This is a genomic window from Streptomyces griseiscabiei, from assembly GCF_020010925.1.
Lineage (GTDB): Bacteria > Actinomycetota > Actinomycetes > Streptomycetales > Streptomycetaceae > Streptomyces > Streptomyces griseiscabiei.
This window is the reverse complement of record NZ_JAGJBZ010000001.1, coordinates 3,343,080-3,364,794: the sequence shown is the minus strand read 5'-3', so window position 1 is coordinate 3,364,794 and position 21,715 is coordinate 3,343,080. Positions and strand designations below refer to the sequence as shown.

Below are 21,715 nucleotides of genomic sequence, written 5' to 3'. Positions count from 1 at the left end.
TTCGCGAAATCTTTGCGTTTAGGGGAGGGGAGAGCGGGCAGAAGAATACGGGATTCTGTTCTGTTAATTCCGCAGTATTTCCGCCGGGAGATCGCCGGCGGAAAACCGGCCCGCAATTCCCCCGGATTCCCTCGGATTCCCCCGGGTGCCCCGGGATTCCTCGGGAGGCCGGCTACGCCCAGGCCTCCGCCGCCGCCCGGCGGGCCCCCTCCAGGTCGACCGTCGCGCCGAACTCCGCCAGGGCCGCGCCCAGCCCCGCGAGGGCGGCGTGCACGACGCCCGGGGTCGCGTCGGGCCCGTAGTGGTTCACCCGGACCATCTCCGTGGCGAGGGCGCCGCCGCCCGCCGCCAGCGGCAGGGCCGGGTCCGCGGCGAGCGCCTTGGCGACCAGCTCCGAGGCGTCGACCCCGGCCGGCGCCCGGAGCGTCGTGGCCACCGGCGCGGCGTCGGCCGCCTCGTGGACGTAAGGCTCCAGACCGCCGCCCAGGGCGAGCGTCCCCGCCCGGGTCGCCGCGGCGGCGGACGCGTGCCGGGACATCACCGTGTCCAGGCCCTCCGCCTCGACGCGCTCCAGACAGGCCTCCAGGGCGAGCATCTCCAGCTGGGCGGGCGCGTGCAGGAGCGCGCGCCGGCCGCCGTCGATCCAGCGCTCCTTCCAGTCCAGCAGGGAGAGGTACGAGCGGCGCGGGGCCCGCGGGTTGGCCGCCATCCGCGCCCAGGCCCGCTCGCTCACCGAGATCGCCGACACCCCGGCCGGTCCGCCCATCGCCTTCTGCGCCCCGATCACGCACAGGTCGACACCCCACGCGTCGGGCAGCACCGGCTCGGCGCCGACGGAGGCGACCGCGTCCAGATAGAAGAGCGCGCCGTGTTCGCGCACGACCTCGCCGATCTCCGCCACGGGGTTGGTGTTGCCGGTCGCCGCCTCCGCGTGGACCAGCGACACGAAGTCGATCGCCGGGTGCGCGGCGAACGCGTCGCGGATCTGCGCGGCCGTCACCGCCGTGTGGAAGGGCACCGCCAGGTCGACGACCGTCGCCCCGCAGTCCCGCAGCCAGTCCCCGAAGGTCTGCCCGTACGGCCCGGTGATCACGTTCAGCGCGGTCGTGCCGGGCCCGGCGGCCCCGCGGATCGCGCCCTCCAGCGGCAGCAGCGCCTCGCCCTGGGTGATCACGACGTCCTGCGTGGTGGAGAGCAGCCGCCCCACCCGGTCCTCGATCGACGCGAAGTGCGCCGCGCTCAGCGGGGCCAGATCCAGAAACGGGTGTGTCACGGGGTGCTCTCTTCACTGACGGGGTAGATGGTGTCGAGGGTACCGACGGCACCCCCGCACCCCTCACCGATGACTTCCGAGGTCGAACGGCTCGGCGGCCATGGGAATGATTTGAGCAAGTCAAACATTTCCTTATAATCGATCGTCTCTCAGTTCCCTCACAGGAGGTCTCCCCGTGAACTCGGTCCCCGGACGCCGGACCCGCATCCTGGCCGCCACCACCGCCGCGGCCGGTCTGCTGCTCGTGGCCGGCTGTTCCTCGGACGGCGAAGGCGGGGGCGGCACCAAGACCGCGGCCGGCGGGGTGGAGCTGGTGAAGGCCGGTCAGCTCACGACCTGCACCCACCTCCCGTACCCGCCCTTCCAGTCGGAGATCGACGGCAAGGTGCAGGGCTTCGACGTGGCGCTGATCGACCTGGTCGCCGAGGACCTGGGCGTGAAGCAGCAGATCCTCGACACCCCCTTCGAGAACTTCAAGACGGGCGCCTTCCTGAACTCCGGCGAGTGCGACCTCGCCGCCGCCGGTATGACCATCACCGACGAGCGCAAGAAGAACGTCGACTTCTCCGACCCGTACTTCGAGGCGACGCAGGCCGTCCTCGCCGACAAGAGCGCCGGCATCGCCTCCTTCGCGGACCTCAAGGGCAAGAAGGTCGGCACCCAGGCGCAGACCACCGGCGAGGACTACGCCAAGAGCAAGGGCATCGACCCTGTCTCCTTCGAGTCCTCCGACGCCGTCCTCAACGGTCTGCGCACCAAGCAGGTCGACGCCGTGATCATCGACTACCCGGTCGTCCAGGGCTGGCTGAAGGACAAGGCCAACGCCGCCGCCTTCGAGGTCGCCGAGCAGATCAACACCGGTGAGCAGTACGGCTTCACGGTCAAGAAGGGCAACACCAAGCTCGTCGCCGCCATCGACAAGGCGCTGTCGGAGGCCAAGTCCGACGGCACGTACAAGAAGCTGTACGAGCAGTGGATCGGCCCGTACGACGAGAGCGCCGCCTCCGCCACCCCGTCCGCCTCATGAGCGTGACCGACTCCGACACACCGCTCCAGCCGAAGCGCAAGGGCCTCAGCCGGAGCCGGAAGCGCGCCCTGTCCCGGGGCGCGCAGTACGTCGTCTTCGTCGCGGCGGTCGTCGCCTTCGCGGCGTCCGCCGACTGGGCGCGGCTGAAGAACCAGTTCGCCCAGTGGGACATCGCCGAGCAGATGTTCCCCGACGTCATCACGCTGGCGCTGAAGAACACCGTCCTCTACACGCTCTCCGGCTTCGTCTTCGGACTCGTCCTCGGCATGGTCATCGCGCTGATGCGGCTGTCGTCGGTGGGTCCCTACCGCTGGTTCGCCGGGGTGTACATCGAGATCTTCCGGGGCCTGCCCGCCCTGCTGATCTTCATCTTCATCGGCGTCGCCGTGCCGCTGGCCTTCCCCGGCACGGAGATCCCCGGCGGCACCTACGGCAAGGTGGCGCTCGCGCTGGGCCTGGTGGCCGCCGCGTACATGGCGGAGACGATCCGCGCCGGCATCCAGGCGGTCCCCAAGGGCCAGCTGGAAGCGGCCCGTTCGCTGGGCTTCTCGCCCGCCCGCGCGATGGTCTCGATCATCATCCCGCAGGCGTTCCGGATCATCCTGCCGCCGCTCACCAACGAACTGGTCCTGCTCTTCAAGGACTCCTCGCTCGTCCTCTTCCTCGGCGTCACGCTGGAGGAGCGCGAACTGTCCAAGTACGGCCGCGACCTGGCCAGCACCACCGCCAACTCCACCCCGATCCTGGTCGCCGGCCTCTGCTACCTGCTGGTGACCATCCCGCTCGGCTTCGTCGTACGCCGGATGGAGTCGAAGGCCCAGGAGGCCGTGAAATGAGTACCAGGGCGGAGATCGAGGTCCGAGGCCTGCACAAGTCCTTCGGCGCCAACGAGGTGCTGAAGGGCATCGATCTGGAGATCGGGCGGGGCGAGGTGGTGTGCGTCATCGGCCCGTCGGGCTCCGGCAAGTCGACGCTGCTGCGCTGTGTGAACCTCCTGGAGGAGCCGACGAAGGGCCAGGTCTTCGTCGGCGGCACCGAACTCACCGACCCCGACGTCGACATCGACGCCGTACGCCGCCGTATCGGCATGGTCTTCCAGCAGTTCAACCTCTTCCCGCACCTCACGGTGACCGAGAACCTCACGCTGCCCCAGCGCCGGGTCCTCAGGCGGGACAAGGCGAAGGCGGCGAAGGTGGCCGCCGAGAACCTGGAGCGCGTGGGCCTCTCCGAGAAGGCGACCGCCTACCCTGCCTCCCTCTCCGGCGGCCAGCAGCAGCGCGTGGCCATCGCCCGCGCGCTGTCCATGGGCCCCGAGGTGATGCTCTTCGACGAGCCGACCTCGGCGCTCGACCCGGAGCTGGTGGGGGACGTCCTGGCGGTCATGCGGATGCTCGCCCAGGACGGCATGACGATGATGGTGGTGACCCACGAGATGACGTTCGCGAAGGAGGTCGCCGACCGCGTCGTCTTCATGGACGACGGCGTGATCGTCGAGGACGGCACCCCGGCCCAGGTCATCGGAAATCCGCAGCACGAGCGCACCCGCCACTTCCTCTCCCGCCTGCTGGACCCGGCGATGGCGAACGTGGAGGAGGACCACGACAGCGCCCCGTAAGGGGCGCGGGGAACTGCGCGACCGGCCCCCACCGGCCCGAGGCCGAAGAACGACCAGGCGCGCGAAGCGCATATCGTGCGGTACATGAGCGACGACGCGGTGCTGCATGTAAGGGGACGCATCCTCATCGGCCCGGAGGACGTCCGCGACGACCTCTGGGTCGTGGGTGGCCGGATCACCTACGACCGTCCCGCCGCCGGCGACATTCGTACCGTCGAGGGCTGGGCCCTCCCCGGCCTGGTCGACGCGCACTGTCACGTCGGCCTCGGACCCGAGGGCCCGGTCCCGCAGGACGTCGCGGAGAAGCAGGCGCTGACCGACCGCGAGGCGGGCACGCTGCTGATCCGGGACGCGGGCTCCCCCTCCGACACCCGCTGGATCGACGACCGCGACGACCTCCCGGACATCATCCGCGCGGGCCGCCACATCGCCCGTACCCGCCGCTACATCCGGAACTTCGCCCACGAGATCGAGCCGGACGAACTCGTCGCGTACGTCGCCCAGGAGGCCCGGCGCGGTGACGGCTGGGTGAAGCTGGTGGGCGACTGGATCGACCGGGGCGTCGGCGACCTCACCGCCTGCTGGCCCCGGGAGGCCGTGGAGGCGGCCATCGCGGAGGCACATCTGCTGGGCGCCCGGGTCACCGCGCACTGCTTCGCGGAGGACTCCCTGCGGGACCTCGTCGAGGCGGGCATCGACTGTGTCGAGCACGCGACGGGCCTCACGGACGATCTGATCCCGCTCTTCGCCGCGCGGGGCGTCGCCATCGTCCCCACCCTCGTCAACATCGCCACCTTCCCGTCCATGGCGGACGGCGGCGAGGCCAAGTTCCCCCACTGGGCCGCCCATATGCGCCGCCTCCACGAACGCCGCTACGACACCGTCCGCAACGCCCACGACGCCGGCATCCCCGTCTACGTCGGCACCGACGCCGGCGGCTCCCTCGCCCACGGCCTGGTCGCCGCCGAGGTCGCGGAACTGGTCACCGCCGGAATCCCACCGCTGGACGCCCTGGCGGCGACGACCTGGTCCGCCCGCGACTGGCTGGGCCGCCCCGGCCTCACCGAGGGCGCCCCCGCCGACCTGGTCGTCTACGCCGAGGACCCCCGCACCGACGTACGTGTGCTGGGGGCCCCGTCGCGGGTGGTGCTGAACGGGCGGGTCGTGGGGTGAGCCGCGTCCGTCAGTCCGCCGCGTAGTCTCCGATCGCCACGTCGTGCAGGAGCGAGTACCAGAATCCCGGATCCTCGCGCAGTGCCGTCCCGTCGATATGCAGGAGTGCCTGCTCGAACCGGCTCGACAGCTCCTCCCATTCTTCTGGTTCGGTGTCCTCGTCGCCGGCCGGAAAGCGGGAGGAGAATTCCTCCAGACATTCGTGGAACGCGGTCACGGATTCATTGACATGCCAGATGCTCGCGTCCTCCGTGCTGAGCGAGACGATTTCTCCGGATTCGATGTCGATGCAGAACTCGTCGTGATCGCCGCCTTGTCCGATCTTGAGAAGCTTCCGCTCGGATCCGCCGGCCGGCACGGACCGGACGGCCGGGTCCGTCGCCGCGAAGAGCAAGTGCTCCTCGGGCAGGCCGACTTCGGTGAGGAAGCGGCGCGCGGTCGCGTCGCGCACCGGCGAGACGGCTTCCGGCGCATAGCTGTGATGCGGCGACATGGCGAAATCTCTTTCTCGACGTCGGACCGATGCAACGGAGGAGAGGCCGACCGATGAGTATCGGCCAGCCTCTCGGACCGAGGCTACCAGATTCCCTTCATGGCACTGGAGAACAATCCACGTACCGCGGCCAATTGGTCCTTTCTGGATTGGGCTCCCTGAGCGGAGGTCGTCCAGTTCCAGGACCATGAGGTCGGAACCCCCTGCAATGCAGGGGCGCAGGAATTCCGGCAGGGCTGGAGTTCCGAGTAGATCTCGGTGATGTTTCCCTTGCCCAGCTGCCGCAGCAGCTTCGACTCGGCGTGGTTGCCCCGTCCCTTGGAGGAGAAGGCGACCGCGATCTGCTCCACACCGGCGGCGTCCGTGTACCGTGCCGCGGCGAAGTTGTTGCCGGTCTTGCCCAGCCGCAGTCGTTCCTGCATCACCGCCTGGCTGAGGTCGGTACTGCCGTAACCGACCTGGCAGTTGTGTACGAGGACCGGTGTCGTCCCCGCCAGGACCTCGTAGGTGTGGACACCGGAGACCGAGAGGTTGTGGACGACCGCTTCGGCCGTTCGGTGCGCGACCGCCGTGACACGGATCCAGCTGCCGCTGCCCGTACTGAGCCACTGGCCCGGTTCCAGGTCGCCCGCCTTCACCCAGTGGCCCAGGTCCGGCACCCAGAACGGGTGGCCCTCGGTCGCCGTCACGGTGGAGGTGCCGGTTCCCTTTCCGGCGTCGGTGTCCACGGTGACGGTGACGAGATGCTTGGTGCCCTCGCCCTTGACGGTTCCGGTGACGGTGCGAGGCCGGGAGTCGTCCGTCTCCACGTCGGACGCGGTGACCTTGTCGCCGGCCTCGATGTCCTCGATCGCCCTGGTCGAGCCGTCGGCCATCAGCACCTGCGTGCCCGGCACGAAGCTGTTGTCCAGCTTGCACGCCGCGCCGCTGGCCGGCGGTGTGTCCGGGACCTTCGGCGGGGCCGGGGCCGGGGCGGGTGTCGGGGCGGCGTCGGCGGGGGCCGGGTCCTTCGGGGTGGTGGGGGCGTCCGGGGTGGAGCCCGTCGGCGGGGTGTCCGCCGCGCGGCCCGCGTCCGCGACGTTGTCCGCCGCGCGGACCGTGTCGCCCGCCGTGTCGATGGCGTCCAGCGCCTTGTCGCCGTACCGCGCCGCCTTCGCCGCCGTCGCCCCGTACCCCGCGAACGGGATCGCGGAGGCACAGGACAGGGCCGCGTCCACGTACTCGCCCTCGGCCGCGTACCAGCCGCAGTTGGCGAGGTCGGCGGCCTCGCCGACGACCGGGATCAGGCCGACCACGTCCAGCGCCGCGTGCCCGATGTCCGACCACGACAGGCCGAACAGGTGGCCGTCGATCTCGATGAAGGAGATCGGGTTGCCGCCCGCGAAGGCGTAGCGGTTGCCGGTGAACGGGTCGGTGGACAGACCCATGTCGGCGAGGGCACCGCCGTACATGTCCCGGGTCAGGAACCGGTTCAGCCCCGGGTCGTACGTCCGGAACCCCATGTCGTACGTGCCGGACGCGCTGTCGTAGCGCTTGGAGTTGAAGCGGTACGAGTTGTACGCCTCCGAGGGCTCCTCGCCGCCGGCCCCCGGCTTGTCGGCGCCCGTGAACTGCGCGGGGTCGTTCTTGCCGTACGCGGTGTAGCCGTACGTCGTCTTCGTGTCGCCGTCGGAGTCCGTCAGCGCCTCCACGTCGCCGTGCGGGTGGTAGAGGTACTGCGTGGTCTCCGGGGCGGCGTCCTCCTCGTCCTTGATCTGGGTGAGCTTCTGGCCCCAGGAGGCGTACTGGAAGGAGGTGACACCCTCGTCCGTCACCTCCTCACGGAGGGAGTTCGAGGTGATGCCGAGGTAGGTGAAGAGCGTCGTCCGCGCGTCGTCCCCGTCGACCGACTCCTTCACCGTGCGGTCGAACGCGTCGTACGTCATCCGGGTCGTCCGCGCCGCCTCCCCCGTGCCGGACCGGATCGACTCCGGGCGGTCGAAGCCGTCGTAGCGGTACTTCTGGATCGTCTCGCCGCCGAAGGAGACCGTGTCGAGACGGCCGAGCGGGTCGTAGTTGTACGTGGACGAGGCGCCGTCCGCGGTGGAGGTGAGGAGGCGGTTGCGGTCGTAGCGGTGCGTGGTGGTCGTGCCGTCGACCCTCTGGTGGACCACGTTGCCGGCCGCGTCGTGCCGGTACTCCTCCGTCGTCTCGTCGTCGCCGGACTTCTCCACCTCGGCGATCCGGTCCTGCGGGTCGTAGGTGTACGCGTACGTGTTGTCGATGGTCTCGCCGTGGTCGTCGGCGTCCATCAGCTTCAGGACGTCCTCGGCCCGGTGACCGTTGGCGCCGTACTTCAGGGCGTGTTCGGCGACCAGGGTGCCGTCGGACTGCTTCTCCGTGGTCTTCCGCGTCGCGCCGTCGAGGTAGTAGTCGACGGTGAGGACGTTGCCGTTCGGCCTGGTCTGCTTCGCCAGTTCGCCCCGGGCCGTGTACTCCACCGAGGTGACCTGGCGGTCGCCCGCCGTCGGCGAGTCCGCGTTGGTGATGCGTTCGACCCGGTCGAGGGCGTCGTACTCCAGTCTGCTCCAGGTCAGGTCGTGGGTGGTGCTGAGCGTGTTGCCGTTGGCGTCGTAGGTGAGCGCGGTCGTGTCGCGGACGGTGTCGCCGTCGTGCTCGACGACCTCGGTGAGCTGGTTCAGCTCGTCATAGGCGAGGGTGTAGCGGTCGGTGTCGACGCCGGGGCTGCTGTCCGTGATCTCGGTCTGGTTGCCGTTGGCGTCGTAGCGGTAGGAGAAGTCCTTCTTCTCGTTGTCGGTGTCGCCCTCGTAGTCGCGGACCAGCCGCACCGCGTCCGCGACCACCGTGCCCGACGTGGCCCTGTCGGTGAGGGTGACGGCCTGACCGGTGTCCTCACCGAAGGCGTACTTGCCGAGCGACCGCCACTCGCCCGGCAGTTCGCTCTGGTCGAGGTTCCGGGTCGCCGTGCCGTCCTTGTGCTTGATCTCGTAGGTGGCGTCCTTCGCCGCCTCCTCGACCTTCGGGTAGCGGACGTAGACCGTGTAGTCGCCGGACTGGGGGATCGTCAGCTGCCAGACGAAGCGGTCCTCACCCGAACCGGCCGGGTGCGTCTGCGCGTTGTAGCCGTACGCGCCCTCCGCCGCGGTCTCCGTCCAGGTGCCCTGCGTCGCCGTGTTGTTGACGTCGGAGTTGTCGACCAGCGCGACCTGGAGCCCGACCGGAACGCCGTCGTCCGAGCGGGACTTGAGGGCGCCGCTCGGATAGAAGGAGGAGTCCAGCGTCCGGGTGACCGAACCGCCCGCGCTGGACAGGGTGTTCTGGATCTGCTGGCCGAGATCGTTGTAGCGGTAGGTGTTCTCGATGTCGAAGGCGTCGGTGGACTTCTTGATCCAGCCGGTGTCGAAGTAGGTGTACTCGGTCTCGTTGCGGACGTCCTGCCCCTCGGACGGCGGGGCGCTGACCTTCTTCACCCGGCTGAGCGCGTCGTACTCGTACGTCGTCCGGTCCGGTGTGTCGTAGCGGGGGTCGTCCGGGTCGAAGGGGCTCAGGGTCTCCTTGACGCGGTTCAGCTCGTCGTAGACGGTCTCGGAGGCGAAGTCCCGGGTGTCGTCGCCGGTCTCGACACCGCGCGGGGTGATCACCCGGGTCTGGTTGCCGACCTCGTCGTACTCGAAGCGGGTGGTGCGGACCACCAGGTCGTCGCCGGTCCCGTCGTGCGGGACGCGCGCCTCGACCAGCGCGGCGCGGGCGTCCAGGACCAGGTCGGTGCGGTTGCCGGCGGCGTCGGTGGTGGCGACCGTCAGCCCGTCCCAGTCGTAGGTGCTGGTCGTCGACCTCCCGGCCGCGTCGGTGGTCTCCAGCAGCCGGTGGTCGAGGTCGTAGCGGAACCGGCTGGTGAAGTCGTCGGGGTCCTCGGTGTCGTTCTTGCGGGCGTCGACGACCTTCACCAGGTCACCGACGTCGTCGTAGACGGCCGAGACCCGCTTGCCCGCCGCGTTGACCGCCTCGATGGGCTGGTACACCTCGTCGTACCGCGTCGTCGAGGTGAAGTCGCCGGGCTCCTCGGTCAGACTGCCCTTCGGCTCGGTCGAGGTGAGCTGGTTGCCGACCTTGTCGTAGGTGAAGGTCGACACCCGTTCGGGCGCGCCCTCCTCGTCGCCGGGCTGGACGGACTTCAGCAACTGGTCCGCCGCGTCGAACTCGCTGCGGCCCGCCACCCCGTTGGGGGCGGTGAACACGAGCGTGTTGTCATTGCGGTCGTACTCCGGCGCGGGCGTGACGATGAACTCGCCGGCCTGCTGGTCCTTCGGGCGGCGGTTCTCCAGCGGACGCGCGAACACGTCGTACGTCTGCGTCGTCGTCGCCCCGTCGGCCTCCTGGACCTCGGTGACGTTGCCGCGCACGTCGTAGGTGGTCACCGTGCGGTTGCCGAGGGCGTCCTCGATCACCCGGGGATAGCCGGACGGATCGTAGTCCTCGAACCTGGTGGTGTGCTCGTTCGCGTCGGTGGCGGAGGTGAGCCGGCCCCGCGCGTCATAGGCGCTGGTGGAGGTGTAGTCGCTTTCCGGCTCGCTCTGGACGCCCTTCGGGTCGGTGACCGAGGTCATGTTGCCGCGGCCGTCGTAGCCGAACCGCCAGGCGCGGCCCTCCGGGGAGACCCGGCGGACCAGGTCGGCGATGTGGCCGTTCTCGCCGGTCGCGTAGGCGAGGGTGGCGGCGGGCCGGTCGTTCTTCACGGACTCCGCGTCGCGGCTCTCCAGCGGGTAGCCGGTCTTCGCGTCGTACTTCCAGGTGCGGACGGCGCCGTTGTGCTGCTCCAGGCGGGTGACGTTGTTGTCGGCGTCCCAACCGAGCCTCGTGGTGCGGTTCTTGGCGTCGGTGAGCCTCACCGGGCGGCCGTAGCCGTCCATCAGCTGGGTGGCCGGGTTGCCCTCGGCGTCGGTGACGACGGTCCGGGTGCCCTTGCCGTCATGGCCGTCGGGGTCCGCGTAACGAAACGCGGTCCGCCCGCCGAGCCGGTCCGTGACCGCCCTGGTGTACCCCAGGAAGTGCAGCTGGTCCTTGTCGTCGTGCGGTCCGACGTAGTCCACCTTCGTGGCGTTGCCGCGCGGGTCGGTGACCTTCACCAGCTTCAGACCGGGGTGGTCGAACTCCTTGCCGTAGTCGAACCGGAAGACCTTCCGCAGCCCCTCGGCGGCGTTCGCCCCGTCCGTCAGCCGGGCCAGGAACCCCTTCTCGGTGAAGGTGAGATCGATCCGCCGCCCCGAGACGTCGGTGACCGAGCGGACCTTGTCGACGATGAACGGGTTGATCAGGTGCTTGCCCTCCCGGACCTCGCCGTCCTTGTCGACGTAGGTGTACGCCTCGCCCTTCTCCCAGTGGTCGACGGTGAGCGTGCGCCGGCCCTCGGCGTCGGTCACGTACTTCAGCAGCTTCGACGGATGCCCCAGCAGCCGCTCCTCGTAGGTGAACTCCATCCGGTTGCCGTTCCTGTCCACCTGGGCGCTCGGATAGCCCTGGCAGTCGAAGAGGAACCGGCTGCGGTCCGGCCGCAGGAATTCCCACGCCTCCCGCTGGTGCGGTTTCAGCAGACAGTCCTTCTCCAGCTGCCTGACCCGGAAGTGGACCCCGGCGGGGGAGTCCCACTCGCCCTTCTTGTTCTTGCGGAACACATGGCCGGTGCCGTCGCCGTCGGTCAGCGTGATCTGCTTCGGCAGCAGCGCCGACGGATGGAAGTCCAGCGGAGTGCCGAGCCGCACCGGCGAGGACGCCTGCACCGACCAGCCGTATCCGGCCGGACCGGCGGACGCGTCCTGCGAGTTGTAGGCCAGTCGCAGGAACGTCGAGAAACCGAGCGACGGGTTGGAGAAGGCGTTGTACGACCACACCGCGTTGCCCGCGTGAAGATTGCTCATCAGCGCCGAACTCGCGCCGGTGTTCTTCCCGGCGTACGAGTGGAAGTCCTCCAGACCGAGTTGGTCGGAGGTCGGGTACTCGGCGGTCACCTGGTGCTTCGACGGCGGCACCCCGTCCGTCTCGGACAGCCAGTCGCCGGTGGCCTTCTCCCGCAGGTCCCACTCCAGACCGAAGGTCAGCCGCTTGTCCAGCGGGTCGACCAGGACCGGGGCCTTCAACTCCGCCTCGAAGGTGACCGTCTCGCCGGGCGCGACGTCCTTCGGCAGCGGGGTGGCGTCCTTGTTGAGGAGGTTGGTGACGTCCTTGCCGTCCAGCGTCCACCGGTACGACAGGACGCGCTCGCCCTTCTTCCACCCGGTGGCGGTGGTGTTGGTGAGCGTCGCCTCGACGGTGGCCTTCTCGCCGGGGATCATCCGCGCAGGCGTGTACGGCAGGAGGTAGGTCTCGCCCTCGGGGGCGGCGAGCAGCTTCGCGCCCTTGGCCACCTCGCCGACGGCGGGCAGTTCGACCGTGCGGACCGGACTCGCCAGCAGCCTGTCCTGCCGGGTGCGGACGACGATCCGGTAGTGGTACGTCCCCGTGCCCGTGCTCTCGCTCCTGTCCCTGCCGTCGAGCGCCGGGGGCGCCGTGCGGTCCGCGAAGGCGCGGGTGTCCCGGTCGACGGGCGCGACCAGGGTCTCGTCGGTCGGGGTGAAGTCCTTCTCTGTGGAGCGGTGGACCTCGTACTCCCGCAGCCCCTTGCCCCGGAAGGCGCTCCAGGCCAGGTCGGCGCCGGTGGCGTGCGCGGCGCGGGGGGCGGCGATCCGGACACCGTCGGCCTCGCCCGAGACGCCCCGGTGGGTGAGGGAGGCGGAACCCCGGGACCGGTCGAGCCGGATGCGGGGCGGCTCGTCCGCGTCGCGCGGGCCGGCCGCCTCCGGGTCCTCGCTCGCGGGTCTCCAGCCCTCGCGGGGGTCACCGGTGTCGGGTTCGACCGCGGTCGCGGGTCTCGCCTCGCCGGTTCGGGCGGGGGCCGCGGGCGCGGTGCTCATGATCAGCGCCGTCGCCACGGCACCGACCAGGGCGGCCCGCAGACGTGGACGGCCAAGGCGGCGTAACGGGGTGAGTCGGTGTGGGACGCGGGTCTGGCCTGAGGCTGCCATGAAGGGCTCCTTGTTCCCCGTGGGCACAGGGATAGCACAGGAATCGCCGGGCTCATCTATGTACCAAGGCCCCCCAAAGACGTGTCAATGACATGCCAAAAGGAGGGGTCGTGTTTCGGACTGCGAACGATGCGGAGAAGTCCTGTACGGATACGTGGGACGCGGTGAAGCCGCAGGAGCGGGACGGCCGGGTCCGGTCGCCGGGCCAACTCCCCTTGTGTGTCAGAACTGTTGACCGAGCACTGAAAACGTTTTAACTTCCCCTCACTCCGACTTCGAGACGTGAGGGGGACCCGTGGCCGCTGTACTACGGGAACGCACAGGTACAGAGGAGGTCGGGTCGGCGCACCGTCGGGCGGGCGGCGGGCCACCACGACGAAAAGGTTTACAGAGGCAGGGCCGGATCCGGGGCTCCCGCACCCTCGTCCTGCTCATGCTCCCCGGTCTCGGCTACTTTCTGCTGTTCCACTACGGCGCCCTGGCCGGCAACCTCATCGCGTTCAAGGAGTACGTGCCCTTCGACGGCGTCTGGGCCAGCCCCTGGACCGGCCTCGGCAACTTCCAGCGCATGTTCGAGGACGGGGCGTTCTGGGCGGCCGTCCTCAACACCCTCTGGATCGCCGTCCTCCAGCTGGTCTTCTACTTCCCGGTGCCGCTCGCCCTGGCCCTGCTGCTGCACAGCCTCACGCGGGACAGCGTCCGCCGCTTCGTGCAGTCGGTGGCGTATCTGCCGCACTTCATCTCCTGGGTGATCGTCGTCGCCCTGTTCCAGCAGGTGCTCGGCGACACCGGACTGCTCAACTCCTCCCTCGACGGCATGGGGTTGAGCACCGTCGACATCATCGGCAACCCGGACGCCTTCCGGCCGCTCACCGTCGCCCAGGTCATCTGGAAGGACGCCGGCTGGGGCACGATCATCTTTCTCGCCGCCCTCGCCCAGGTCGACGAGCAGCAGTACGAGGCCGCCGCCATCGACGGGGCCGGGCCCTGGCGGCGCTTCTGGCACGTCACCCTGCCCGCCGTCCGGCCGGTGATCGTGCTGCTGCTCATCATGCGGCTGGGCGACATCCTCTCCGTCGGTTTCGAACAGATGCTGCTCCAGCGCGACGCGGTCGGCCCGGAGGCCGCCGAGATCATCGACACCTTCGTCTACTACCAGGGCATCGTCGGCGGCGACTACGGATTCGCCGCCGCCGCGGGCCTGTTCAAGGGCGTCATCGGCGCGCTCCTCGTGTACGCCGCCAACAAGGTCGCCCACCGCCTCGGCGAACAGGGGGTCTACAAGTGAGCGCCCACACTCGACCGGGCTGGCTGGAGAAGCCGAAGCCCGTCACCCAGGCCGCCAAGGCCGTCGCCCTCGTCGCCGTGGTCCTCCTGGTCTGCGTCCCGTTCCTGGTGATCGTGTCCACATCGCTGGCCTCGACGGACGAGGTCGTCGCGAACGGCGGCTGGGTGCTCTGGCCGACCGAACCCCGCCTCGACGCCTACCGCGACATCCTCGACGGCGGCATCGTCACCCACGCCCTCGCCGTCAGCGCCGGCATCACTCTCGTCGGCACCCTCCTCAGCCTCGCCTGCACGGTCACCCTCGCCTACGCGCTCTCCCGCCCCGGCGTCCTCGGCGGCCGTCCCGTCCTGCTGCTGATCCTGTTCACCTTCCTCTTCCCGCCCGGCATGATCCCGAGCTTCCTGCTGGTCAAGGAGCTGGGCCTGCTGGACAGTTACGCCTCCCTGGTGCTGCCCGTCCTCGTCAACGTCTTCAACCTCGTCGTCCTGCGCGGCTTCTTCCAGGGCATCCCCGAGGAGCTGTACGAGGCCGCCCGGCTCGACGGGGCGGGGGACTGGCGGGTGCTGTTCTCCGTCGTCCTGCCGCTGTCCAAGGCGGCGCTCGCCGTCGTCGGACTGTTCTACGCGGTGGCGTACTGGAACTCCTGGTTCTACGCCTCGCTGTATCTGGAGAGCGACCACTGGCCCCTCCAGCAGGTCCTGCGCACCTATGTGGTGGCCGGCTCCGGCCTCACCGACGCGACCACCGGCGAGGGCACGGTCACCGCGCCGCAGACCGTGCAGATGGCGGTGCTCGTGATCGCCACCGTCCCGATCCTGCTCGTCTACCCCTTCCTGCAGAAGTACTTCACCAAGGGCGTGCTCACCGGCGCCGTCAAGAGCTGACCCTCCATCAAGAGCCGTGCACGGAAAGGTCGTCCGCCCATGCCCCGCATGTCCCGCCGTACGTTGCTCCGCTCCGTGGCCGTCGGGGGCGCCGCAGCCGCCGCCCCGGCCCTGCTGACCGCCTGCTCTACCAACTCCGGCGACAGCGACGTCTCCAACGCGGGCAAGAAGCTCGCGCCCTGGCCCGCCCACACCCCCGCGACGGGTCCGAAGCCGGACCTCGCGCCCACCGCGGCCGGCGTCCAGGCCGGCTACACCGCCTACCCCGCCGACCTCGCCAGGTCCGTCTCCCGCACCCCGGGCGACGGCTCCACGGTCAAGGTCATGTCCGTGTCGTTCGGCACCCCGCCGAAGCCCGCCTCCGCCAACCGGTTCTGGGCGGCGGTCGAGAAGGCCCTCGGGGTGAAGATCGAGTACACGATCGTCCCCCAGGCCGACTACCAGAAGAAGATGGCGACGGTGATGGCCGGCGACGCCGACACCCTCCCCGACATCATCAACGTCTTCTCCGGCTTCGTCCTGCCCCGCGAGGCCGAGTTCGTCCGCCGCCGCGCCGAGGACCTCACCCCCTACCTCTCCGGCGACGCGATCGCCGACTACCCGAACCTCGCGGGCATCCCCACCCACGCCTGGCAGGACATGGGCCGCATCGGCGGCCTCCTCTACGGCATCCCGCTGGAGCGCCCGCTGCCCGGCTCCACGCTCTGGCTCAACCAGGGCATGTTCACCGACGCCGGCATGAAGGAGGGCTGGACCGCCGACGACTTCGCCGCCGTCGCCAAGCGGGCCACCGCCGGCCGTACCTACGCCCTCGGCGCCGCCACCGGCTCCCTCTTCGGCAACGCCGTGCACGCCGCCGCCCACAACGCGCCGATGGAGTGGTCCGTCACCAAGGACGGCACCTTCGAGTCCGCGTGGGCCGACGAACGCCTGAAGGCGGCCGTCGCCTTCCAGGCCCGGCTGCGCCAGGACGGCTCCTACCACCCCGACGCCACCTCGATCTCCCAGATCGACCTGACCACGCTCTACTACAACGGCACGGTCGGCTCCATGCAGGACGGCTTCGGCGCCTACCTCCCCAAGTACCGGGAGAGCAAGGGCAAGCTGACCCCGGCCGCGGCTCTCCCGTACAGCGTCGGCGGGGAGCCCGGCGGGATCGTCGCCGCCCGCCGCTCCTTCGGCTACACCGTGCTGAAGAAGGCGAAGAAGGAACGGATCGAACTGCTGCTGCGCGTCCTCGACTATCTCGCCGCCCCCTTCGGCAGCGCGGAGTGGGAACTCGTCCACTACGGCGTCGAGGGCACCCACTTCACCCGCGCCGCCGACGGCTCCCCGCAGGTCACGAAGCTCGGCGAGGTCGAGAACAACACCAACCTGCCGCTGAAGTACCTCGCCGAAGGCCCCCAGGTGCTGTTCGTCCCCGGCATGCCGGACGCCGTACGGGCCCTGCACGCCTGGCAGACGAAGGTCGTGCCGCACGCCATCCGCAACGCCTCCTTCGGACTGCAGTCCGCCACGAAGAACTCCCAGGGCGCCACGCTCAAGGCCCTCGTCGAGGACACGGTCACCGGCATCGTCGCCGGACGCCTGAAGCTCTCGGAATGGGACGCCACCGTGAAGCGGTGGCGGCAGCGCGGCGGCGACAGAATGGCCGAGGAGCTCGCGAAGGACCACGCGGCCAACACCTGAGCGGTGGCCGACGGAAGCGAAGAGGAGACGCGGGGGATGGGGAACGACATGGCGCCCAGAGAGTCCAGGCCGAGGGAACGGGTCACGATCCGTGAGGTCGCCGTCCGGGCCGGGGTGTCCACGGCCACCGCCTCCCGCGCGCTCAGCGGCAACCACCCGGTGCCCGCCGCCACCCGGGCCCGCGTCCTGCGCGCCGCCCGCGAACTGGACTACGTCGCCAACGCGCATGCCCGCGCCCTGGTCGGCGGCGGCCGCAAGATGGCCGCCGTCGTCGTCCGCCAGGTCACCAGCCCCTTCTACGCCCAGGTCGCCGAGGGCGTCGAGGCGGAGGCCGCCGACCGGGGCTGGCTGTGCGTGGTCGGCGCCACCGGGGGAGACCCGCAGCGGGAGATGGAGTTCGTACGGCTGATGCGGGAGGAGGGCGCCCGGCTGGTGATCCTGGTCGGCGGGGTTGTCGAGGACGACGCGTACCGCTCGCGCGTGACCCAGTACGCCGAGGCCCTGGACGCGTCCGGGGCCCGGCTGGTGCTGTGCGGGCGCCCGGCCCCCGGTCCGGAGATCCCCGCGCTGGTCGTCGAGTTCGACAACGAGGCCGGGGCCCGGGCGATCACCGGGCATCTGCTGTCCGCCGGGCACCGCCGGATCGTCTTCCTCGGCGGGCTCCCCGGCAACACCGCGCTCGACGCCCGGGTGGCGGGATACCGGGCCGCGCTCGCGGAACACGGGCTCCCGCCGGAGGCCGCTCAGGTCGTGGACTGCGGCCTCGGACGCCCCGCCGGGCTGCGGGCCATGACCGAACTGCTCAAGGAGACACGGGAGTTCACGGCCGTGTTCGCGGGGGACGACATGGTCGCGGCGGGAGCGCTCCGCGCGATCGCCGAGGCCGGGCTGAGCGTGCCCGACGACATCTCGGTGGTCGGGTACAACGACATACCGCTGGCCGAGGACTTCGACCCGCCGCTCACGACCGTGCGGACGCCCGCGGAGGAGCTGGGGCGGGCGGCTGTGCGGATCGCTCTGCGGGATCCGGAGCGGGGGGTGGGAGGGCGCTATCTGCTGGGCACGCACATCGTCGTGCGGCGGAGTGTGGCTCCGCCGAGAGGGCCGTCGTGACAGTGCGGACCGTCGTGGCTGGTCGCGCCCACGCGGCGGAGCCGCATATGTCACAGCCCCGCGCCCCTTCGGGGGCGCGCTGTCCTGCTCTCTGTCCACAGCCGACCGGAGGTCGCGACACCCTATGACCGCGCCGCACATGTCCCCCGCCGGCAACACGACGCTCCCGCCCGCCGACCACCTCCTCTCCCCCTTCACCGGCTGGACCCGAACCCACTGGGAAGCCATGGCCGACCGGCTGCTCGACGGGATCGAGCCGTACGCCTCGCCGGGGCTGGCGCAGTACCGGCTGCCGGGGCGGGCCGGCCACTCCGGTCCCCTGTCCGACGGGCTCGAAGGGTTCGCGCGGTCCTTCCTCCTCGCCGCCTTCCGTATCGCGGGCTCGGGAGGGCGGGTCGGACCCGCGCTGATCGAGCGGTACGCGGCCGGGCTCGCCGCCGGGACCGGCCGGGGCGGCGGCGACGAGCGATGGCCGGCGATCACCGACCGGGCGCAGCCCATGGTGGAGGCCGCGTCGATCGCGATCGCGCTGCACGAGACCCGGCCGTGGCTGTGGGACCGGCTGGACGACGCGGTGCGCGGGCGGGTCGCCGACTGGCTGGGCGGATTCGTCGGGGCGGACGTCAACGACTCCAACTGGCGGCTCTTCCAGGTGATCACCGAGGAGTTCCTCGCCTCGGTCGGCGCCCCGCACAGCCGCGCCGAGATCGACGCCGGGCTCGACCGGCTGGACGACTGGTACCGGGGCGGCGGCTGGTACACGGACGGCGACGGACGGAAGTTCGACTACTACAACGGCTGGGCGCTGCACCTGTACCCGGTCCTGTGGGCGCGGATCGCGGGCCCCCGCGCGGACGCGGCGCGGGTGGCCGGGCACCGGGCCCGGCTGCGTGAATTCCTCGGCGTCCACCAGCACTTCTTCGGCGCCGACGGGGCCCCGGTCCACCAGGGCCGCTCCCTCACCTACCGCTTCGCGACCGCCGCCCCGCTGTGGGCCGGCGCCCTCGCCGACGCCACACCCCTGCCGCCCGGCCGCACCCGCCGCCTCGCCTCCGGCACCCTGAGGCACTTCGCGGAGCGCGGCGCCCCCGACGAACACGGCCTCCTCACCCTCGGCTGGTACCGGCCCTTCCTCCCCGTCACCCAGCGCTACTCGGGCCCCGCCTCCCCGTACTGGGCGAGCAAGGCCTTCCTCGGCCTGCTCCTCCCCGCGGCCCATCCTGTGTGGACCGCGCCCGAGGAGGCCGCGCCCATCGACACCGCCGACACCGCGCTCGCCCTGCCCGGCCCCGGCTGGCTGCTCCACTCCACCACCGCCGACGGACTCGTACGGCTCGTCAACCACGGCAGCGACCGGTTGCCGCCCCCGCCCGCCCCCGCCGACGACAGCCCGCACTACGCCCGGCTCGCCTACTCCAGCGCCACCGCCCCGCAGACCCCGCCGGCCCCGGAGCCGGGCCCCGACAACCACCTCGCCCTGCTCGCCCCCGACGGCACCCCCTCCCCACGCGGCCGTATCCACCCCCTGGGCGCCGAGGGCCGCCGCGCCGCGTCCCGGTACGGCGGCGACGCGGGCCGTATCGAGACGGTCAGCGTGGTGCACGGCCCCTGGGAGATGCGGGTCCACCGTGTCGACGCCCCGCCCGGCACACCCCTACGGGAAGGGGGCTGGGCCGTGGCCGACGACGCCGGGCCGCCCACGGGGGAGTCGGGGCCCGGCCGGGCGCTGGCCCGGCGCGCGGACGGACTGACCAGCGTCGTCGTGGGCCTGCACGGCTGGGGCGACGCGCCGGGCGCCGTGCTGCGGGCGGTCGGCGCGAACGCCTACGGGCACCACTCGGCGACACCCGTGCTGGAGGGCGTGCGCGGGAGCGGGCCCGTCCTGGTCACCCTCGTCGTGCTCAGCGGCGACCCGCGCATCCCGCACACCGGGGCGAGCGCGAGGGTCGACACCGCCGGGAACGTGGACCTCCGCTTCCCGGACGGCACCCGCGAACGGGTCCGCCGGGACGAACCGCCCTACGGCACCGCGGCCCCGGCGCTCAGCGGTCCGCCAGCGTCATCGCCCGGTCCAGTGCCTGAAGGAACCCGTTGACCGTGGTCCGGTCACGCACCGCCAGGCGCAGCCATTCCTCGTCCAGCCCCGGGAAGGTGTCACCGCGGCGGACGGCGAAGCCGAGGCTGCGCAGATGCCGTCGTACGGCCGTCGCGCGGGGCAGCCGCATCAGCACGAACGGGCCCTCGGCGGGCTCCGTCACGAAGAGCCCGTCGGGCCCGAACTCCCGGAGCCCGGCGACCAGATGGGCCCGGTCGGCGGCGATCCGGACGGCCGCGTCGGCGGCCTCCGCCAGCGCCCGGTCCGACATGCACGCCTCGGCCGCCGCGAGCGCGGGCGTCGACACCGGCCACAGGGGCTGGGCGCGCTCCAGCTCGGCGATCGTCCCGGGCGCGGCGAGGACATAGCCGATCCGCAGCCCGGCCAGCCCCCAGGTCTTGGTGAGGCTGCGCAGCACCACGAGACCGGGCAGGTCCGTCCGTCCGGCCAGCGCCTCGCGCTCACCCGGCACCGCGTCCATGAACGCCTCGTCGACCACCAGTGTCCGCCCCGGCCGGGCCAGCCGGGCGAGGGCCCCGGCCGGATGCAGCACCGACGTCGGGTTGGTCGGGTTGCCGACGACGACGAGATCGGCGTCCTCCGGCACGGCCGCCGGGTCCAGCCGGAAGTCGTCCGCCTCCCGCAGCAGCACCCGGTCCACGGAGTGCCCGGCGTCCCGCAGCGCGGCCTCCGGCTCCGTGAACTGCGGGTGCACGACCACCGGCCGACGGACCTTCAGGGCCCGCGCGAGCAGCACGAAGGCCTCGGCGGCGCCCGCCGTCAGCAGCACCCGGTCCACCGGCAGCCCGTGCCGGGCCGCCACCGCCGCCCGCGCGGAACGCCCGTCGGGGTAGGCGGCCAGCCCGGTCAGCGACCCGGCTATCCGCTCCCGCAGCCAGCCGGGCGGTGTGCCCGTGCGCACGTTCACGGCGAGGTCGATGAGGCCCGCCCCGTCGTCCCGCACCTCGGCGTCACCGTGATGCCGCAGGTCATGACCCGTACCGGCGTGCTGCCGCAGGCCGTACTCGCTCCCGGAGCCGGATTCAGTGTGCATGGGAGTGCTTGTGTCCCCAATGGTGATGATCGTGACTGTGCTGCCCGTCGTCGTCCGGACGGCCGTGCGGCTGCCGAGGCAGCCCTGCGACACGGTTCATGTGCGGGTCGTCCTCCAGCGCCTCCCGGTACCGCTCCACGATCAGATCGAGCAGCTCCGGCTCCGGTCCGATGACATCGGCCGACCGTACCCCGATCTCCGGGCGAGCGGCAGACCAGCCCTCGGTCTGCTGCCGCACCCGCTCCGCCGGTACGCCGCCGAGCGGGAAGTACGGCAGCACGACGATCCGCCGCGCGCCCAGCCGCACACACCGGTCGAGCCCGCTGGGCACATCCGGCGCCGCCAGCGACACGAACGCCGTCTCCACACCCCCGTACCCGCGCCCCTCCCACAGCAGCCGGGCCGCGCGGTGCACCTCGGCGTTGGCCTCGGGGTCGAGGGACCCGTGCCCGACGAGCAGCACGGACACATCGGCCCGGTCACCGGGCATACGCGGCGCCTTCGACCCCAGCGCCTCCTCGACCCGCCGCTCCAGCAGGTCCAGCAGCGCGGGGCGCGGCCCCGGCGCACGACCGCGGGTGTACGACACCTCCGGATGTCCCTCCCGCACCCGGGCCACCGCCTCCGCGACCTCCGCCTCCGCGCGCCCGGCGGCGGGCTCCCACGCCAGCGGGACCACGACGAACCGCCGCACCCCCCGCTCCACCAGCTCGGCCACGGCCTCGCCCAGCCCCGGCCGGGACGGCTCGGCGAAGCCGCCCCCGACGGGCAGCCCGGGGTGACGGAGCCCCAGCTCACGCAGTAAGTCACGGAACGCCTCGGCCCCGGCATCGTCCCGGGTGTCATGACCGGCGATGAGCAGGGCGGGCGGCGGGGTGGTCACGGTGTCTCCTCGAAGGCGAAGGTTGCTGCGGCTGCGGCTGCGGCTGCGGCTGCGGGTGGGGCTGGCTGGG

At 71.3% G+C, this 21,715-nt stretch carries 14 protein-coding genes; 9 read left to right on the top strand and 5 right to left on the bottom strand.

Features of this window, described 5'->3' with window-relative positions:
• Nucleotides 1-172: 172 nt before the first annotated feature.
• Nucleotides 173-1,273, bottom strand: coding sequence for a pyridoxal-phosphate-dependent aminotransferase family protein (locus J8M51_RS14655; protein ID WP_086760632.1), 1,101 nt, complete (start codon nt 1,271-1,273; stop codon nt 173-175).
• Nucleotides 1,274-1,448: 175 nt separating this feature from the next.
• Here J8M51_RS14655 and J8M51_RS14650 point away from each other — a divergent pair, with 175 nt between their 5' ends.
• The 4 genes from J8M51_RS14650 (at nt 1,449) to J8M51_RS14635 (ending at nt 5,088) form a co-directional block, all read left to right on the top strand.
• The gene (locus J8M51_RS14650; protein ID WP_086760630.1) at nt 1,449-2,300 is read left to right on the top strand and encodes an ABC transporter substrate-binding protein; all 852 of its coding nucleotides are present in this window, start codon (nt 1,449-1,451) and stop codon (nt 2,298-2,300) included.
• A complete protein-coding gene (locus tag J8M51_RS14645; protein ID WP_179203341.1) occupies nt 2,297-3,136 on the top strand; it encodes an amino acid ABC transporter permease in 840 nt (279 codons plus the stop codon). Before J8M51_RS14650 ends, J8M51_RS14645 begins: the two co-directional genes overlap by 4 nt.
• Entirely contained in the window at nt 3,133-3,915 is a 783-nt protein-coding gene (locus J8M51_RS14640; RefSeq protein ID WP_086760628.1) for an amino acid ABC transporter ATP-binding protein, read from the top strand. The genes J8M51_RS14645 and J8M51_RS14640 overlap by 4 nt, the downstream gene beginning before the upstream one ends.
• Nucleotides 3,916-3,999: 84 nt before the next feature.
• Nucleotides 4,000-5,088 (top strand): amidohydrolase family protein, encoded by a 1,089-nt coding sequence (locus J8M51_RS14635; protein ID WP_086760626.1) that lies wholly within the window; start codon nt 4,000-4,002, stop codon nt 5,086-5,088.
• Nucleotides 5,089-5,098: 10 nt separating this feature from the next.
• Here the strand turns inward: J8M51_RS14635 and J8M51_RS14630 are convergent, their stop codons facing one another.
• Together J8M51_RS14630 and J8M51_RS14625 are read right to left on the bottom strand one after the other, a co-directional pair.
• A complete protein-coding gene (locus J8M51_RS14630) occupies nt 5,099-5,581 on the bottom strand; it encodes an SUKH-4 family immunity protein (RefSeq protein WP_179203340.1) in 483 nt (160 codons plus the stop codon).
• 83 nt (nt 5,582-5,664) lie between these two features.
• On the bottom strand, nt 5,665-12,639 hold the full coding sequence (locus J8M51_RS14625) for a golvesin C-terminal-like domain-containing protein (RefSeq protein WP_267299206.1): 6,975 nt from the start codon (nt 12,637-12,639) through the stop codon (nt 5,665-5,667).
• 433 nt (nt 12,640-13,072) lie between these two features.
• Here J8M51_RS14625 and J8M51_RS14620 point away from each other — a divergent pair, with 433 nt between their 5' ends.
• From J8M51_RS14620 to J8M51_RS14600, 5 genes are all read left to right on the top strand, one after another.
• Entirely contained in the window at nt 13,073-13,927 is an 855-nt protein-coding gene (locus J8M51_RS14620) for an ABC transporter permease (RefSeq protein WP_086751386.1), read from the top strand.
• Nucleotides 13,924-14,811, top strand: a complete 888-nt coding sequence (locus tag J8M51_RS14615; RefSeq protein WP_086751384.1) for a carbohydrate ABC transporter permease — start codon at nt 13,924-13,926, stop codon at nt 14,809-14,811. The genes J8M51_RS14620 and J8M51_RS14615 overlap by 4 nt, the downstream gene beginning before the upstream one ends.
• A 39-nt stretch (nt 14,812-14,850) precedes the next feature.
• A complete protein-coding gene (locus J8M51_RS14610; RefSeq protein ID WP_086751382.1) occupies nt 14,851-16,500 on the top strand; it encodes a type 2 periplasmic-binding domain-containing protein in 1,650 nt (549 codons plus the stop codon).
• Between the two features lie 36 nt (nt 16,501-16,536).
• Nucleotides 16,537-17,613, top strand: a complete 1,077-nt coding sequence (locus J8M51_RS14605; protein ID WP_086751380.1) for a LacI family DNA-binding transcriptional regulator — start codon at nt 16,537-16,539, stop codon at nt 17,611-17,613.
• Between the two features lie 124 nt (nt 17,614-17,737).
• Nucleotides 17,738-19,708: a DUF2264 domain-containing protein gene (locus J8M51_RS14600; RefSeq protein ID WP_267299205.1), complete on the top strand. Its 1,971-nt coding sequence runs from the start codon at nt 17,738-17,740 to the stop codon at nt 19,706-19,708.
• On the opposite strand, the gene cobC is transcribed toward J8M51_RS14600, so the two are convergent.
• Together cobC and J8M51_RS14590 are read right to left on the bottom strand one after the other, a co-directional pair.
• A complete protein-coding gene (cobC, locus tag J8M51_RS14595) occupies nt 19,656-20,762 on the bottom strand; it encodes an Rv2231c family pyridoxal phosphate-dependent protein CobC (RefSeq protein WP_086761206.1) in 1,107 nt (368 codons plus the stop codon). The two genes, J8M51_RS14600 and cobC, sit on opposite strands and share 53 nt — an antisense overlap.
• Nucleotides 20,752-21,645 carry a sirohydrochlorin chelatase gene (locus tag J8M51_RS14590; RefSeq protein ID WP_086761207.1) on the bottom strand — a complete coding sequence of 298 codons (894 nt, stop codon included), beginning with the start codon at nt 21,643-21,645 and terminating at the stop codon, nt 20,752-20,754. The genes cobC and J8M51_RS14590 overlap by 11 nt, the downstream gene beginning before the upstream one ends.
• Nucleotides 21,646-21,715: the final 70 nt, after the last annotated feature.

Coding starts and splice junctions, on each gene's coding strand:
- J8M51_RS14645 (WP_179203341.1), top strand. CDS start 2,297: ATGAGCGTGACCGACTCCGACACACCGCTCCAGCCGAAGCGCAAGGGC.
- J8M51_RS14640 (WP_086760628.1), top strand. CDS start 3,133: ATGAGTACCAGGGCGGAGATCGAGGTCCGAGGCCTGCACAAGTCCTTC.
- J8M51_RS14635 (WP_086760626.1), top strand. CDS start 4,000: ATGAGCGACGACGCGGTGCTGCATGTAAGGGGACGCATCCTCATCGGC.
- J8M51_RS14630 (WP_179203340.1), bottom strand. CDS start 5,581: ATGTCGCCGCATCACAGCTATGCGCCGGAAGCCGTCTCGCCGGTGCGC.
- J8M51_RS14625 (WP_267299206.1), bottom strand. CDS start 12,639: ATGGCAGCCTCAGGCCAGACCCGCGTCCCACACCGACTCACCCCGTTA.
- J8M51_RS14620 (WP_086751386.1), top strand. CDS start 13,073: ATGCTCCCCGGTCTCGGCTACTTTCTGCTGTTCCACTACGGCGCCCTG.
- J8M51_RS14610 (WP_086751382.1), top strand. CDS start 14,851: ATGCCCCGCATGTCCCGCCGTACGTTGCTCCGCTCCGTGGCCGTCGGG.
- J8M51_RS14605 (WP_086751380.1), top strand. CDS start 16,537: ATGGGGAACGACATGGCGCCCAGAGAGTCCAGGCCGAGGGAACGGGTC.
- J8M51_RS14600 (WP_267299205.1), top strand. CDS start 17,738: ATGACCGCGCCGCACATGTCCCCCGCCGGCAACACGACGCTCCCGCCC.
- cobC (WP_086761206.1), bottom strand. CDS start 20,762: ATGCACACTGAATCCGGCTCCGGGAGCGAGTACGGCCTGCGGCAGCAC.